The 13,770-nt window shown below is 32.7% G+C and carries 18 protein-coding genes; 17 read left to right on the top strand and 1 reads right to left on the bottom strand.

The features are described 5' to 3' along the window. Positions 1-28: 28 nt before the first annotated feature. The 17 genes from motA (at position 29) to RVY88_RS05840 (ending at position 13,155) form a co-directional block, all read left to right on the top strand. Positions 29-799, top strand: coding sequence for a flagellar motor stator protein MotA (gene motA, locus RVY88_RS05920; protein ID WP_011731745.1), 771 nt, complete (start codon positions 29-31; stop codon positions 797-799). An 8-nt stretch (positions 800-807) separates the two neighbouring features. After that, a complete protein-coding gene (gene motB / locus RVY88_RS05915; RefSeq protein ID WP_011731746.1) occupies positions 808-1,524 on the top strand; it encodes a flagellar motor protein MotB in 717 nt (238 codons plus the stop codon). Between the two features lie 136 nt (positions 1,525-1,660). Continuing rightward, on the top strand, positions 1,661-1,942 hold the full coding sequence (locus RVY88_RS05910; protein WP_002848287.1) for a DUF362 domain-containing protein: 282 nt from the start codon (positions 1,661-1,663) through the stop codon (positions 1,940-1,942). A gap of 103 nt (positions 1,943-2,045) precedes the next feature. Further along, the gene (gene ndk, locus RVY88_RS05905) at positions 2,046-2,459 is read left to right on the top strand and encodes a nucleoside-diphosphate kinase (protein WP_144685850.1); all 414 of its coding nucleotides are present in this window, start codon (positions 2,046-2,048) and stop codon (positions 2,457-2,459) included. A 15-nt stretch (positions 2,460-2,474) separates the two neighbouring features. Continuing rightward, positions 2,475-2,840 carry a hypothetical protein gene (locus RVY88_RS05900; protein ID WP_144685848.1) on the top strand — a complete coding sequence of 122 codons (366 nt, stop codon included), beginning with the start codon at positions 2,475-2,477 and terminating at the stop codon, positions 2,838-2,840. Position 2,841: 1 nt separating this feature from the next. Further along, positions 2,842-2,988, top strand: coding sequence for a 50S ribosomal protein L32 (rpmF, locus tag RVY88_RS05895; protein WP_162167399.1), 147 nt, complete (start codon positions 2,842-2,844; stop codon positions 2,986-2,988). Positions 2,989-2,997: 9 nt separating this feature from the next. Then, entirely contained in the window at positions 2,998-3,987 is a 990-nt protein-coding gene (plsX, locus tag RVY88_RS05890) for a phosphate acyltransferase PlsX (protein WP_011731747.1), read from the top strand. A 7-nt stretch (positions 3,988-3,994) separates the two neighbouring features. Next, a complete protein-coding gene (locus RVY88_RS05885; RefSeq protein WP_065843710.1) occupies positions 3,995-4,981 on the top strand; it encodes a beta-ketoacyl-ACP synthase III in 987 nt (328 codons plus the stop codon). Positions 4,982-5,054: 73 nt separating this feature from the next. Continuing rightward, positions 5,055-6,182: a PilZ domain-containing protein gene (locus RVY88_RS05880; RefSeq protein WP_002848293.1), complete on the top strand. Its 1,128-nt coding sequence runs from the start codon at positions 5,055-5,057 to the stop codon at positions 6,180-6,182. Beyond that, entirely contained in the window at positions 6,179-8,170 is a 1,992-nt protein-coding gene (locus RVY88_RS05875; RefSeq protein WP_317051275.1) for a helicase HerA domain-containing protein, read from the top strand. Before RVY88_RS05880 ends, RVY88_RS05875 begins: the two co-directional genes overlap by 4 nt. 22 nt (positions 8,171-8,192) lie before the next feature. Further along, positions 8,193-8,384 (top strand): hypothetical protein, encoded by a 192-nt coding sequence (locus tag RVY88_RS05870; protein WP_317051274.1) that lies wholly within the window; start codon positions 8,193-8,195, stop codon positions 8,382-8,384. 9 nt (positions 8,385-8,393) lie between these two features. Next, positions 8,394-9,011, top strand: coding sequence for a glycerol-3-phosphate 1-O-acyltransferase PlsY (gene plsY, locus RVY88_RS05865; protein ID WP_002848297.1), 618 nt, complete (start codon positions 8,394-8,396; stop codon positions 9,009-9,011). After that, positions 9,008-9,325, top strand: coding sequence for a dihydroneopterin aldolase (locus tag RVY88_RS05860; RefSeq protein ID WP_162167397.1), 318 nt, complete (start codon positions 9,008-9,010; stop codon positions 9,323-9,325). The genes plsY and RVY88_RS05860 overlap by 4 nt, the downstream gene beginning before the upstream one ends. Positions 9,326-9,403: 78 nt before the next feature. Next, the gene (hsrA, locus tag RVY88_RS05855) at positions 9,404-10,075 is read left to right on the top strand and encodes a homeostatic response regulator transcription factor HsrA (protein ID WP_002848301.1); all 672 of its coding nucleotides are present in this window, start codon (positions 9,404-9,406) and stop codon (positions 10,073-10,075) included. A 38-nt stretch (positions 10,076-10,113) separates the two neighbouring features. Further along, a complete protein-coding gene (locus RVY88_RS05850; protein ID WP_202930985.1) occupies positions 10,114-11,379 on the top strand; it encodes a sensor histidine kinase in 1,266 nt (421 codons plus the stop codon). Between the two features lie 46 nt (positions 11,380-11,425). Further along, complete coding sequence (locus RVY88_RS05845) at positions 11,426-11,677, top strand: YfhL family 4Fe-4S dicluster ferredoxin (protein WP_002848303.1); 252 nt, start codon at positions 11,426-11,428, stop codon at positions 11,675-11,677. After that, positions 11,677-13,155: a Ppx/GppA phosphatase family protein gene (locus RVY88_RS05840; RefSeq protein WP_162167396.1), complete on the top strand. Its 1,479-nt coding sequence runs from the start codon at positions 11,677-11,679 to the stop codon at positions 13,153-13,155. Before RVY88_RS05845 ends, RVY88_RS05840 begins: the two co-directional genes overlap by 1 nt. Here RVY88_RS05840 and recO read toward each other — a convergent pair whose 3' ends face one another. After that, the gene (gene recO, locus RVY88_RS05835) at positions 13,156-13,770 is read right to left on the bottom strand and encodes a recombination protein RecO (protein WP_002848305.1); all 615 of its coding nucleotides are present in this window, start codon (positions 13,768-13,770) and stop codon (positions 13,156-13,158) included. It lies immediately after the preceding gene.

The following is a 13,770-nucleotide window of genomic DNA, read 5'->3' as shown; positions in this document are numbered from 1 at the left end:
ATTTTTAATTCTAATAGGCGGAGAATTTATGGATTTATCAACGATATTCGGTATGGTGCTAGCTATAACTAGTATATCTGTGGGTGATATTTTAGAAGGTGGTAATCCGCTTCATGTATTGCATATTAGCTCAGTTTTGATAGTTATCCCTACAGCCATGTTTTCAGCTGTTACGGCTACAAATAAAAAATATGTTAAAGCTGCATTTAAAGAGCTTAAAGTAGCATTTAAGGGCTCTGGAGTAGATATGTCAAAGCGTATAGCCGAGATGGTAGAGTATAGTACTTTGGCCCGTAAAAACGGTATTTTGTCTCTTGAACAAAAAGCATCTTCTATAGACGATGAGTTTTTGAAAACGGGACTTAGTATGTTAGTTGATGGTCAACCTATAGATGAGGTTAAAGAAAATCTTGAACTTGCCATAGAGACTACTGAAGAGTACTATCATGAATGTGCACATTTTTGGATAAAAACCGGTGAAAGTTGCCCTACATTTGGTCTAGTTGGAGCAGTTATGGGTCTTATGTTAGCTCTTCAATTGCTAGATGATCCAGCAGCTATGGCAGCAGGTATAGCAGGAGCATTTACCGCGACTGTTACTGGTATTATGGGTGCATATGCGTTTTTTGGACCATGGGGTCAAAAAATACTTGGAAACGCAAAAGATATAATTAAAGAAAAAACTATGATAATAGAAGCCCTAGTAGGTATAGCTGAGGGCGCAAATCCTAGAAGCTTAGAGTCAAAATTATTTAACTTTTTAGATAAAAATGAGCCTAGAGTGTCTCAATTTAACTAAGGTACAAAATGGCAAAAAAGAAAAAACAGCAAGAGTGCCCAGCGGGTGAAAAATGGGCTGTTCCGTATGCAGACTTTTTATCTTTATTGCTTGCTTTATTTATAGCTTTATATGCGATATCTGCAGTAAATACCGCAAAAGTTGAAGCTTTAAAAACCGAAATTATAAAAATATTTGATTTTCCTGATTCAAAAGGTGTCAAACAAAGTTCTAAAAACGCTAAAAGCGAGAAACAATTTGATGGTCCTGGTATCGCTATGCAAAATAGCGACAGCACTTCGGTCAAGCAAAATACAAATAACGAACGCTATAGAGTTGCGCTTGATCAAGCTGAAAATCAAGTTGCTATAGATCTGCCTGCAGGAATCAAATTTGATCCTATGAGTGCTGAAATTTATAATCCAGATATGATAAATTTTGTAAAAATAATTTCTATGATAATAAATAAAGTTCCAGAATCTGTTTCCGTAGAGATAAGGGGATATGCCGATGATTATAATGAATACGCAAAAGATTACAAGTTAGCAGCAGATAGAGCGTATAATGTACTTACTATGCTGATTGGGAACGGTATAGATCCAAAAAGGCTGAGATTCACATCGTTTGGTGATAGTGTTCAGATCAAAAATAGCGATTTAAAACTAGCTAAAATTTATTTTAGAATAGATATAAAAGATAAAAAGCTACAAAAATCTGTACTTGATATAGTAAATGAAATCCAGTAAATTAGGCTGCAATTTATAGCTATTTTGTTATATTTATATGTATTAAAATATAATATACTTATATATAATTTCTTAAGTCATATTTTAGTCAAATTTTGATAATCTTATAAAATAAATCTAAATTTAAGGAGATATAATGGCAGTTAGAATTACAGATACCTGTATAAGTTGCGGTTCATGCATTGATGAGTGTCCAGTTAGCGCCATAGTTGATGATAGCGATAATCCAACAGGCGAAGATGCGTACTATGTATATGCCGATAAATGTGTAGAGTGTGTAGGACACAATGATTCTCCGGCTTGCGCAGAAGCCTGTCCTACTGACGGCTGTATTGTATGGAGTGAGGTTATCTCTGGCCAGCCAAGCAGAAGCGAAATAACCGCTGATGTAAGAAATGCCGCTACTCCTGTTTTATGATAATAATTTAAAGCCACTTTTATGTGGCTTACTATTTTTTTAAGTTTATTTTTGATATAATCGCAATTTTGTAAAAATTTCAACCATCATTAAAGGAGATTTCATGGAACAAACTTTATCTATAATAAAGCCTGATGCCGTAAAAAAAGGCGTTGTAGGAAAAATAATCGATAGATTTGAAAGCAACGGATTAAGAATAGCAGCCGCAAAAAAACTTCAACTTAGCGTAGAAGATGCTAAAAAATTCTATGAAGTTCATGCCGCTAGACCATTTTATGGAGAATTAGTAGAGTTTATGACAAGCGGACCTGTTGTAGTAATGGTGCTTGAGGGTAATAATGCAGTTGTTAAAAATCGTGAGCTTATGGGTGCAACAAATCCAAAAGAAGCTGCAGCCGGTACCATAAGAGCAGATTTTGCTGAGAGCATTGATGCAAATGCTGTTCATGGAAGCGATAGTTTAGAAAATGCAAAGACAGAAATAGCGTTTTTCTTTGCAAAAAGAGAAATTTGCTAAACTAAGAAGATAAATTTGAAAATACCATTTGATAAAATAACATCTTTGCCTGTTCCATTTGAAATAGTTATTAATGGATTAAAATTTAATGGAAATTTAAAAAAAATTAATCCAAAAATAGTAGAGTGTATTGCTGTGATATCTGGAAATTTAAATTATTATTGTGATAGATGCGGTAAAGATATGATTTTAAATTTGAATGAGGATGTAAAATTATCTTTAAGTAACGGTATTTATAAAGATTTAGAAAACGATTTAAGTGATACTATTGAATTTTATGATGGCGAGATTGACATCGATGAAATTTTTGAAAGCGAAATAGAAGCTTATAAAAGCGGATATTTTTACTGTGATGAATGTAAAATTTTAAAAGGAGAATAAAATGGCAGTACCTAAACGTAGAGTGAGCCACACACGCGCTGCAAAACGCAGAACTCACTATAAAATAACTCTTCCTATGCCTGTAAAAGATAAAGACGGTAGTTGGAAGATGCCACATCGTATAAATAAAACAACCGGCGAGTATTGATATACAACAATGATTAGTATAGCAATAGACGCTATGGGCGGGGATTTTGGTCCAGAACCTATAATAACTGGTGTACTCGACGCTTTAAAACATAGAAGTTTTAATGCTGTTTTAGTAGGTGATATACAAAAGATCAAACCCCTTATACCTGAAGATTACGCAAGATTTGTAACTTATATCGAGTCTAGCGAAGTATTTTCTATGGGCGAGAGTGCTACTGATGCACTTAAGCGCAAGGAAAGCAGTATTTTTAAAGCAATTGAGCTTGTAAAAAACGGCGAATGCAAAGCTATAGTTTCAGCAGGACATAGTGGAGCTACTATGAGTTTAGCAACTTTAAGAATCGGTAGATTAAAAAACGTTGCAAGACCTGCTATAGCCACACTTATGCCTACTTCTTTAAATAAAAAAACACTTGTTCTTGATGTCGGTGCAAATGTTGATTGTAAAGCAGAACATCTATTTCAGTTTGCCATAATGGGAGAATCTTACGCCAAACAAATAATGAGAGTAAAAAACCCGAAAGTAGGGCTTTTAAGTAATGGCGAAGAGGATTGTAAAGGAAATGAAGTCACAAAAGAAGCATTTGAAATGATGTCAAAACTCGATAGTTTTATCGGAAATGTTGAAGGAAATCAGATTTTTGATGGAAGTGTTGATGTTATTATTTGTGACGGATTTGTCGGAAATATCTTACTTAAAACTAGTGAAGGCGTAGCTAGCGCTATATCAAAAATCATAAAAGAAAGTGTTAAGAAGTCACCTTTTGCTACTGTTGGTGCTTTGCTTATGAAAAGAGTTTTTAAGGCTTTAAAGATTCAAATAGACTATGACGAGTACGGAGGAGCTCCGCTTTTAGGGGTTAAAGATTGTGTTATTATAAGTCATGGTAAAAGTAGTCCAAAAGCCGTTAAAAATGCTATTTTCCAAGCTCTAAAATTTGCTGAATCAGACATAAATAGAGTTATAGAAGATGAGCTTTCGCACTTTGTTAGGTAGCAAATAAATGAAAAAAGCATCGATAATTTCAGTTGGAGCTTATATTCCAAAAGATATTTTAACTAATTTTGACCTTGAAAAAATGGTTGATACTAGTGATGAATGGATAGTCAAACGAACAGGTATAAAAACTAGGCATTTAGCAAAAAATGAAGTCACTAGTGATCTAGCATATAAAGCGGCTCTGATGGCCATACAAAGAGCCGGTATAGACAAAAATGATATAGATGCGGTTATCTGCGCGACTATTACGCCTGATTATTTTTGTATGCCCTCTACTGCTTGTAAAGTGGCTTCAAATTTAGGTTTGTTTGATGTAACTGCTTTTGATATAAGTGCCGCTTGTACCGGATTTATCTATCTTTTAGAGATTGCAAAATCTCTCGTTGAGAGTGGAGCTAAGAAAAATGTTCTTATAATAGGAGCAGAAAAATTAAGCTCAATTATTAATTGGCAAGATAGAAGCACTTGTGTTTTATTTGGCGATGGAGCAGGCGCGGCTATAGTTAGCTCTTCGGATGATAATTATATAATAGATGTTCATACATCAAGCGACGGTAGCAAAGGAAATTTATTAATAACTCCTGGTTGCGGCATTGTTCATCCAGCCAACAAAGATACTATCGATAAAAAGCTAAATTTTTTACATATGTCTGGTAATGAGGTCTTTAAAATAGCTGTTAATACGCTATCTAAAGATGTTGTTGATATTTTAGAAAAAAACAGTGTCAGCAGCAAAGATATCGATCTTTTCATACCGCATCAAGCAAATTTAAGAATTATAGAAGCAGTAAAACAGCGTTTGGATTTCACAGATGAGCAGTGCGTTGTAACTGTTGTGGATTATGGTAACACTAGCTCGGCTTCCATACCTATGGCTATGAATGATGCTTATGAAGACGGGCGTCTTAAACAAGGTAGTTTAATCCTTTTAGACGCATTTGGCGGCGGTTTTACATGGGGTTCTGCTTTGTTAAGATTCGGCGGAAAATAAGCCATCAAAATAACAACCAAATTTAAATATTTTTATGCTATAATTAAATTCAACTAAATTTTAAGGAAAAATAGTGATTTATGAAGGGCAAGATGTGCTTATATCTGAGTGTATGGGGATTTTGCAAGGATTAGAGCAAGACTACAAAAAATACGGTAAAAATCTTGCAAAAGAGTCGCAAAAACAGATTGATCCTTATGATTTAGATGATACTTTAGAATTGATTTTTGATGCGATTTTTAAGACAAATTTAGATAAAGAAGCCTCATTAAAACAGATAAACAAATGTTTTGGTAACGATGAAACGTATGCTAATTATTTTATTTTGAAAGTTTTATTTCATCTTTTACATCGTTTTAGTATTTATATTTCAAAATCAGATTTAAACAGTACAATTTATATAATATATCTAGAAAATGCGATAGATGCTTTTACTCAAGTTTTAATGAAAACAGAAGCTAAAACGAAAATTTCAAGCCCTCAGAGTTTTAAATTTGGAACTAGTGGCGGATTTATGTTATTTGGCGATATAATAGACGAGTTTAGAGCGGCTTTGCGTTCAAACTCAAGCTTAAGATTTTTAAATTTATACTATGGCGTAAATGTCAGCTGCGATGCTAAAATAGCTAGCATAGAAGATGATAAAGTGCTTTTTAAGGTGAATTTGATGCAGATTTTGGCTATGAAAGAAGAAGAAAATGCATACATACTAAAAGGCGATAACTTAGTAAGCAACGTCAAAGCTGATATATTAAGTATAAATTTATCTAATAATACTGTTTTATTAAATAACTTTGTACGAATGGAAAATATGTTTGCAAACCAAAGAAAATTTCCCAGAGTACATCCAAATCAACATACAAAAGTTATATTATCAAATAAATTCGGAGTAAGTATAGAGGGTAAATTATACGATATTTCTCAAGGCGGAATAGGCGTGGTAAGCATCCAAAACGGTGGATTTAAAAGCGGCGAGGAGCTTATGGCTAAGTTTAGTTTAACTATGCCAAGAACTAAAGAAGTTATCGATGTTTATTTAGAGTTGAATTTAGTAGTTGCATTGAATTATCAAGGCTCTATGCGTTACTGTTGTGAAATAGTAAAACCTCAATCTATCACGGAAAAAATAGTTGAATTTTCTAAGTTAAGAGTTAAAGATACGCTAGATGAATTGCAACAAAAAGTAGAACTTTATAGATGAAAATGCCTGAAAGTGGCGAATTTTATCTAGGACTTAGTGAAAATACGCCATATATTTATGATAGTAAAGATCTTCTTACTCACGCAGCTATCATAGGAATGACCGGAAGTGGTAAAACAGGTCTTGGTATAAGTCTGTTAGAAGAAGCTTCATTAAATCAAATTCCAACTATAATAATAGACCCAAAAGGCGATATGACGAATTTATGCTTAGCACTTAGCAGCGAAGACGAGTTTATAGAAGTTTGTGCAGATAAAAACGTCGGAAGTAGCGTTTATGAGCAGTATAAAGCTGGTCTTGAGAGTAGTTTTGAGAATTTTGAAAGAGTTAAAAAATTTAAAAATAGCTCAGTTTTTAAGATATTTACTCCAAAAAGCAATGCGGGTCTTGGAGTTAGTCTGCTTAGTGATTTTAACGCACCTAAATTTGATGATTTTGAGAGTTTAAATAGCTATATTATCGGAATTTGTGGTTCTATTTTATCTTTAGTGGGTGTTAAAAATGATGATTTTAGTTCGCCCGAGATGCTTATTTTACAAAATATATTTTTTAATAGATTTAGTGCAAAAAAAGATCTTAGCATAGCTCAGTTGATAGAAGATATCATAAATCCTAAATTTAAAAAAATAGGTGTTTTTGATGTAGAGAGTTTTTATCCGGCCGATAAAAGAGCCGACTTAGCTATGAAAATAAATGCGCTTGTAGCTAGTCCTGATTTTTCTCTTTGGTGTAGCGGAGAGAAATTAGATATCTCAAATATGCTTTTTGAAAATGGCAAGCCAAGATCAAATATATTCACAATATCCCATTTAGACGATGCTAGTAGAATGTTTTTCGTAACTATTTTATTAAATGAGATGGTTTCTTGGATGAGAAGTTTAGAAGGAACGCATAAACCTAGAGTAGTGCTATATATGGATGAAATATTTGGATATTTTCCTCCAAGCTCAAATCCTCCTAGCAAACTAGCTATGCTTACTTTGTTAAAACAAGCAAGAGCTTTTGGAATTTGTGTTGTTTTATCTACGCAAAATCCAGTAGATATAGATTACAAAGGACTTAGTAATATAGGAACGTGGTTTATAGGAAGATTACAAACAGCTCAAGATAAACAAAATGTGATTAGCGGACTTAGCGGAGTTGGTAAAACTAGCGATAAAGAGATTCTAAATACTCTTTCAAATTTAAAAAAGCGCCAGTTTTTAGTAAAAAATATCCACGATACAAATTTACAGATCATAACTACTAGATGGGCACTTAGCTATTTAAAAGGTCCATTAAATAAAAATGATATTTCAAATCTTATGAAGCATTTTGAGATTAAAAATGGATCATCTATAATGCTTAATTCAAGCGCTATATTAAATCCAGATATAGTTCAAATTTATGAATATGGCAACTCAAATAAGCTTTTTTGTCATCTGCTCGGCACGGCAAAAGTGAGATTTATTAGCAGTGATGACGAGCTTATAAAAGATAGAATTTTTTGTTTAAAAGCAGATAGCGATGAGCTAGACTGGAGCAATGCTGAAGAAATTTCGGTCTCAAATTTCAGCTGTGAAAAATATGAAAATATAGAGCTTTTAGATGCCCCAAGATCTATTTTAAATGCAAAAAATTTAAATGAATTTGTAAAATCATTTACCGAGTTTTTATATACTAATGAAAAAATAGTGCTATATAAAGCATTTGATATAGTTTCAAATTTAAATGAGAGCAAAGATCAGTTTGTTTTAAGAGTAAAGCTCAGAGCGGACGAACTTTTAAAAGAACAAAAAACTTTGCTTATGAATAAATTTGAAAAAGAGAAAAGCATTTTGGAAAAAAGATTATTAAATGCTAAAAATAGTTTAGAAAAGAAGAAAAATATAGCAAATAAAAGCGGTATATTTGCAGCTATCGAGATAGTAAGCGGAGTTTTGTCTGCTGTTTTTAGAAAGAGATTAAGTAGCACAAAAATCTTGAGCAGTACAAAAAAAAGCTACTGACGTTTTTTCAAAACACGATGATATGTATGCATCTAAAGAGACTATGCAGAGTATTTTGAATGAAATTAATGAGTTGCAAAGTAGTTATGAAACCAAAATATCAGAACTAAAAGAGAGTTTTGATATTGCGAATTTACAGATAGATGAAAAAATACTGCGCCCAAAAAAGAGTGATATTTTAAATGAAAAAGTATCTGTTTTATGGAAGAGTTAAAGGAGTAAAATGAACGAAAATATTGTTGCTTATGTGTTGGCTTATCTTATTGGTGCGATACCTTTTGGTTTGATTTTGGGTAGAATTTTCGGTAAAGTTAATATAACTAAAGAAGGAAGCTGCAGCATCGGAGCCACAAATGTTTTAAGAGTTCTTAAAAGTTCAAACCCGAATTTGGCAAAAAAGCTTGCAGTACTAACAGTCGTTTGCGATGCTTTTAAAGCATTTATTCCTATGGTTGTAGCAAAAGTTGTTTTTGATTTAAGTGATCAAACTATCTGGACTATGGCTGTGTTATCAGTGATAGGACATTGCTTTTCGCCGTATCTTAAATTTGAGGGCGGAAAAGGCGTAGCTACTGGAGCCGGAGCGCTTATTTATTTTTTACCTTTAGAGATCATTTGCGCTTTGGGAATCTGGTTTATAATCGGAAAAGTACTTAAAATTTCTAGTTTGGCCTCGCTTTTGGCACTTTTTACTTTGATAGGAACATCTTTTATATTTCATTATGAAATGCCGGTGATAAATACTCACGCTCCTATTTTTATCATATCGTTTGTGGTTTTATATAAACACATTCCAAACATAAAAAGGCTTTTGAGCGGTTCTGAAAAGAGGGTGATTTGATAACTGTTTTTGTGGAAGATTTTAAATTCAAAACGATAATCGGACTTTTGGCTTTTGAGCGGGTTAAACGCCAAAAAATAAGAGTTGATATGGGTTTTAAAGCTGATGAATTTATTGATTATACTTTTGTGTGTGAACACACTAGAAATGAATTTGAAAAAATGAAATTTAAAAAAGTTGAAGAGGCTTTGCAATATTTTAAAAATAATTTTAAAGAAATTTTTCCGTCTCTTGAGTATTTTTATATGAAAATTTCAAAGGTAAAAATCATTTCAAATGCCACGGTTGGAGCAAAAATCGAGCAGCTTTATTAAATTAAATTTAAAATAACTTGAAAAATTGCTTAATTTATGGTACAATCTCGAATAAATTTGCGCTTTAAGGAAAGTATAATGAGAATTTTGATAGTAGAGGATGAGGTTACGCTTAACAAAACCATAGCAGAAGGTTTGCAGGAATTTGGTTATCAAACAGATAGTTCAGAAAGTTTTAAAGACGCTGAATATTATATAGGTATTAGAAACTATGATTTAGTTCTTAGTGATTGGATGCTTCCTGATGGAGATGGCGTTGATCTTATAAATGTCATCAAGCAAAAGAGTCCGCGCACTTCAGCGGTTATCATATCTGCTAAAGATGATAAAGAGAGTGAAATAAAGGCCTTAAGAGCCGGAGCCGATGATTATATAAAAAAACCGTTTGATTTTGAAGTTTTAGTAGCCCGTCTTGAAGCTAGACTAAGATTCGGCGGTACAAATGTTATTAAAATAGACGATTTAATTATTGATCCAGATGAAGAAAAAATAACATATCTTGGTCAAGAAATAGAGTTAAAAGGTAAACCGTTTGAAGTTTTAACTCATCTTGCTAGACACAGCGATCAAATAGTAAGCAAAGAGCAGCTTTTAGATGCTATTTGGGAGGAGCCGGAGCTTGTTACTCCAAATGTTATCGAAGTAGCTATAAACCAAATACGCCAAAAAATGGATAAACCGCTAAATATCTCAACTATAGAAACTGTAAGACGTCGCGGATATAGATTTTGTTTCCCCAAAAAAGCTTAAGGGCTAGATTTGCTCTACAATTAGCATCTGCTTCTACGATGCTAATTGTAATCTTTTCGGTGATGTTGTATCACTATATAAAAATAACCATTTTTGAAAATATAGTACAAAGCTTGACTATAGAAGCAAATAATATACTTGACTCAAAAGAACTTCTTCAAATAGGTGAACTAGAGTTTTACTACCCACAATCTCAAAATTTGACAGTCATTGGAGTTGAAGAAAATACCGATAACTTATCAAGACCTAAATTTATTCAGAGTGAAGATGAAAATAGTACTTATCTGACGCTTTATTATCCATATAAAGATAATATGGTATTAGCGCTCAAAAAAAATACTACTGAATACAGCAGCGTCGTAAATCAAGTTTTAGTGGATATACTAATTATAAATGCAACTGCTATATTTTTGATACTTTTTTATGCGTTATTTTTATCAAGAATGCTGCTTTTACCTATAAAAATGCTTAGCTTGAGACTTGGCCAGTTAAATGAAAGATTTTTACAAGAAGTTAGTATAGATGAACTTCCAGATGAGTTTAAACCTCTTGGTGATGGGATTAATAGGCTTATAAGTAGAATTTTGACTTTTGTTCAATATCAAAAAGAACTTTTTGTCGGAGCCGCTCATGAGCTAAAAACACCTTTGGCGGTTATGAAAACTAAGAATGAAGTGACTTTAATAAAACAAAGAGATCCGGAAAAATATATAGAAGCCCTAAAAAATAATAATGAGTCAATAAATCAAATGAATAAAATGATCGGTTCTATTTTAGAGATCGGTCGTCAAGAAGGTGCTCAGTTTGAACAACCTTTAAATGTAGACATAATTGCGTATTTAAATGAAATCGGAAATAACTTTTTGATATTGGCAAAGGGCGAGGGTAAAAATATAAAAATGAGTCTAAAACCGCAGACTTTAAAGATGTTTTTGCAACCTACTTTATTTTTACATGTTATACAAAATTTTGTTCAAAACGCTATTAAATTTTCACCTCCAAATGCGACTATAGAGATTAAATCAAACTTATTAAATAATGAATTTATAGTAAAAGTAGTAGACGAGGGTCCTGGAATAGATGAAAATAAAGATCTATTTGCTCCATTTAAGAGATATGGAGACAAAGGCGGAGCCGGACTAGGATTATTTTTAGCAAAGGGAGCTGCTCAGGCACTCGGCGGACGTATAGAGATAAGAAATAGAACAGATAGAAGTGGTGCTATAGCTACTTTTATACTACCTATAAATACCAAAAATAGAAAAATTCAAAAAAACATTTCAAATTCAAAGTTTTTAAAGTAAAAATATTGTATAAAGTGGCTTTTAAAATAGTACTGAAAGGTTTGAGATGTCTCTTATGATAACTAAAGACTGCATCAGTTGTGATGCTTGCCGCGAAGAGTGCCCAGATGAGGCTATATATGAAGATGATCCCACATATATGATAGATCCAGATAGATGTAGCGAGTGTATAAGTGACTATGCTGAGCCTGCTTGTATAGTTATCTGTCCTGTTGATTGTATAGTTCCAGATCCTGATAATATAGAAACTCCAGAAGAGTTAAAATTAAAACACGAACAGTATTTAGAAGGGAATTAATGCCAAAAAGAGTAGCAGTCATAGATCTTGGTTCAAACTCGGCTAGAATGGCGATTTTTGAGCGTACTAGTAGGCTTGGATTTTATATATTACGCGAATATAAGATAAAAGTTAGGCTTGGCGAGGGTGCTTATGAAAATGGCGGAGTTTTGCAAGATGGCGCTATGGATAAGGTATTTTACGCTTTTAGCGAGTTCAAACATTTTTTAAATTTATATGGTGTAAATAAAGTTTTGTGCGCAGGAACTTCTGCTCTTAGAGATGCCCCAAATTCAAATTTATTTATCAAAAGAGTGCAAGATAAGTTGGGTCTTGGACTAAAAGTCATAGATGGTCAAATGGAGGCTTTTTATGGCGGAATAGCGGCTATAAATTTACTAAATCCGTTGAAAGAAGCGACTACTATAGATATAGGTGGCGGCTCTACTGAATTAGCGAAGATAGAAGACGGTAAAATTATAGATGTTATATCATTGAATGTAGGTACGGTTAGATTAAAAGAGCTATTTTTTGATAAAAAAGATATAGACGGCGCTTCTAAATTTGCACAAAAACTGATTTCTGAAGTGCCCAGTCATTTTCATTCAAATAACATAATTGCCATAGGAGGTAGTTTAAGAGCTCTTGCTAATGCTATAATGCAGATAAAAAATCATCCATTAAAGCTTGTTCATAATTTTTCATATAGCTACAAAGACTATGGTGACTTGATAGAAAAAATAGCCTTTACCGGCGTACTAGATCTAAAAAATTTTCCTATAAAAAAAGATAGATATGATACGATTAGAGAAGGAGCTATGATATTTTGCACTTTAGTAAAAGAGTTGCAAGCAAAAAATATATATACAAGCGGAGCAGGAGTTAGAGAAGGGATATTTATAACAAATTTGCTTAAGCCTTGCGTAAAAACTAAACTTTTAAAAGCTATGCCTCAGCAGATAAATATAAGATTTCCAAATAATTTTAATCCTAGTCTTAGAAGTTTGCAAGATAGATTTGCAAAAAGAAGTAATCAGACTACGATAAAATACGTAAAAGAGCTATTTGAAGTTTTAAAACCGCTTCATAAAGTAGACGATAAGTATCTTTTTGAGCTTATAACTGCTGCAAAACTTTATAATATCGGCAGATCAGTTGGCTTTTACTCTGAGCATTCTCATAGTAGTTATTTAGTAAAAAATGGACTAAACTACGGATATACCCATGAGCAAAAATCTCTCATAGCATCCATCATAGAGTATCAAGGCAGACAAATAAGCGATTTAGGCGAATTCAAAGATCTACTTCCAGATATAAATGATTTAAGATGGCTTAGTTTTTTACTCGGTCTTGCTAAATCATTGAGTGTATCTAATACGGTTAGTTTTAAATTTATAAATCACGCCCTGCACATTTATGGCGTAAAAAACTTTTTTATGGTCAAGGATAATATCAAAAAACTGGCAAAACCTACTATATTTGCAATAACTTTTGACTAATTATAATCCTTCAAGAACTATATAATAAATTTGGTCAATGTAAAAATCATTTATATGGGAACATTTTTTTGTTTCGAAAAGAGTTTTTATATCTTTTGAATCAAACGCAGCTTTACCGATACATCTTTTGTGTGCCGGTAAAAATCCTCTTGTTAGGGTTAAATTCGAATCGATTATCTCATCACATACGAAACATCTTAAATCTTTGTGTAGCCTACCTTCAAACTCAAGTATATCGAGATATGCTTCTATAATTATACGTTTTGGATTTTGTTTTTCAAATTTATATGAGCATAACTCTAAAAGAGAGTAGTAAAACTCATCTATATCTTCAACATCTCTTAAGTGCTCATACAAAAGTCTCATAAAATTTTGCCATGCTAGTAGCCGATCTCTATGGAATAACCATGAAAATCCAAGATGCATAGTTCCTCTTAAGTGTGGTAAAAAGTTTCCATTTTGCACAAGCTCAAAATCAAGCTTAAAGCCTTGAGTGATAACAGGATGTCTCGCACCATAAAATCTGTAGCATTTTATTAGCTTATCTTTAGATAATATAAATACTAAACAGTCTTCATCGCGTACTTTTTGTACTTTTAAGATATATCCTTGCAT

Source organism: Campylobacter sp. TJR-1 (assembly GCF_032840035.1).
GTDB classification, from domain to species: domain Bacteria; phylum Campylobacterota; class Campylobacteria; order Campylobacterales; family Campylobacteraceae; genus Campylobacter; species Campylobacter fetus.
The sequence above is the reverse complement of the archived record's forward strand: the minus strand, read 5'-3'. Positions and strand labels throughout refer to the sequence as shown.

Bases quoted from the DNA above. Each gene is read 5' to 3' on its own strand.
- RVY88_RS05850 (WP_202930985.1), top strand. From the start codon at position 10,114: ATGCTAATTGTAATCTTTTCGGTGATGTTGTATCACTATATAAAAATA.
- plsY (WP_002848297.1), top strand. From the start codon at position 8,394: ATGAACGAAAATATTGTTGCTTATGTGTTGGCTTATCTTATTGGTGCG.
- RVY88_RS05870 (WP_317051274.1), top strand. From the start codon at position 8,193: ATGTATGCATCTAAAGAGACTATGCAGAGTATTTTGAATGAAATTAAT.
- rpmF (WP_162167399.1), top strand. From the start codon at position 2,842: ATGGCAGTACCTAAACGTAGAGTGAGCCACACACGCGCTGCAAAACGC.
- ndk (WP_144685850.1), top strand. From the start codon at position 2,046: ATGGAACAAACTTTATCTATAATAAAGCCTGATGCCGTAAAAAAAGGC.
- RVY88_RS05910 (WP_002848287.1), top strand. From the start codon at position 1,661: ATGGCAGTTAGAATTACAGATACCTGTATAAGTTGCGGTTCATGCATT.
- RVY88_RS05885 (WP_065843710.1), top strand. From the start codon at position 3,995: ATGAAAAAAGCATCGATAATTTCAGTTGGAGCTTATATTCCAAAAGAT.
- motA (WP_011731745.1), top strand. From the start codon at position 29: ATGGATTTATCAACGATATTCGGTATGGTGCTAGCTATAACTAGTATA.
- motB (WP_011731746.1), top strand. From the start codon at position 808: ATGGCAAAAAAGAAAAAACAGCAAGAGTGCCCAGCGGGTGAAAAATGG.
- plsX (WP_011731747.1), top strand. From the start codon at position 2,998: ATGATTAGTATAGCAATAGACGCTATGGGCGGGGATTTTGGTCCAGAA.
- hsrA (WP_002848301.1), top strand. From the start codon at position 9,404: ATGAGAATTTTGATAGTAGAGGATGAGGTTACGCTTAACAAAACCATA.
- RVY88_RS05875 (WP_317051275.1), top strand. From the start codon at position 6,179: ATGAAAATGCCTGAAAGTGGCGAATTTTATCTAGGACTTAGTGAAAAT.
- RVY88_RS05845 (WP_002848303.1), top strand. From the start codon at position 11,426: ATGTCTCTTATGATAACTAAAGACTGCATCAGTTGTGATGCTTGCCGC.
- RVY88_RS05840 (WP_162167396.1), top strand. From the start codon at position 11,677: ATGCCAAAAAGAGTAGCAGTCATAGATCTTGGTTCAAACTCGGCTAGA.
- recO (WP_002848305.1), bottom strand. From the start codon at position 13,770: ATGCAAGGATATATCTTAAAAGTACAAAAAGTACGCGATGAAGACTGT.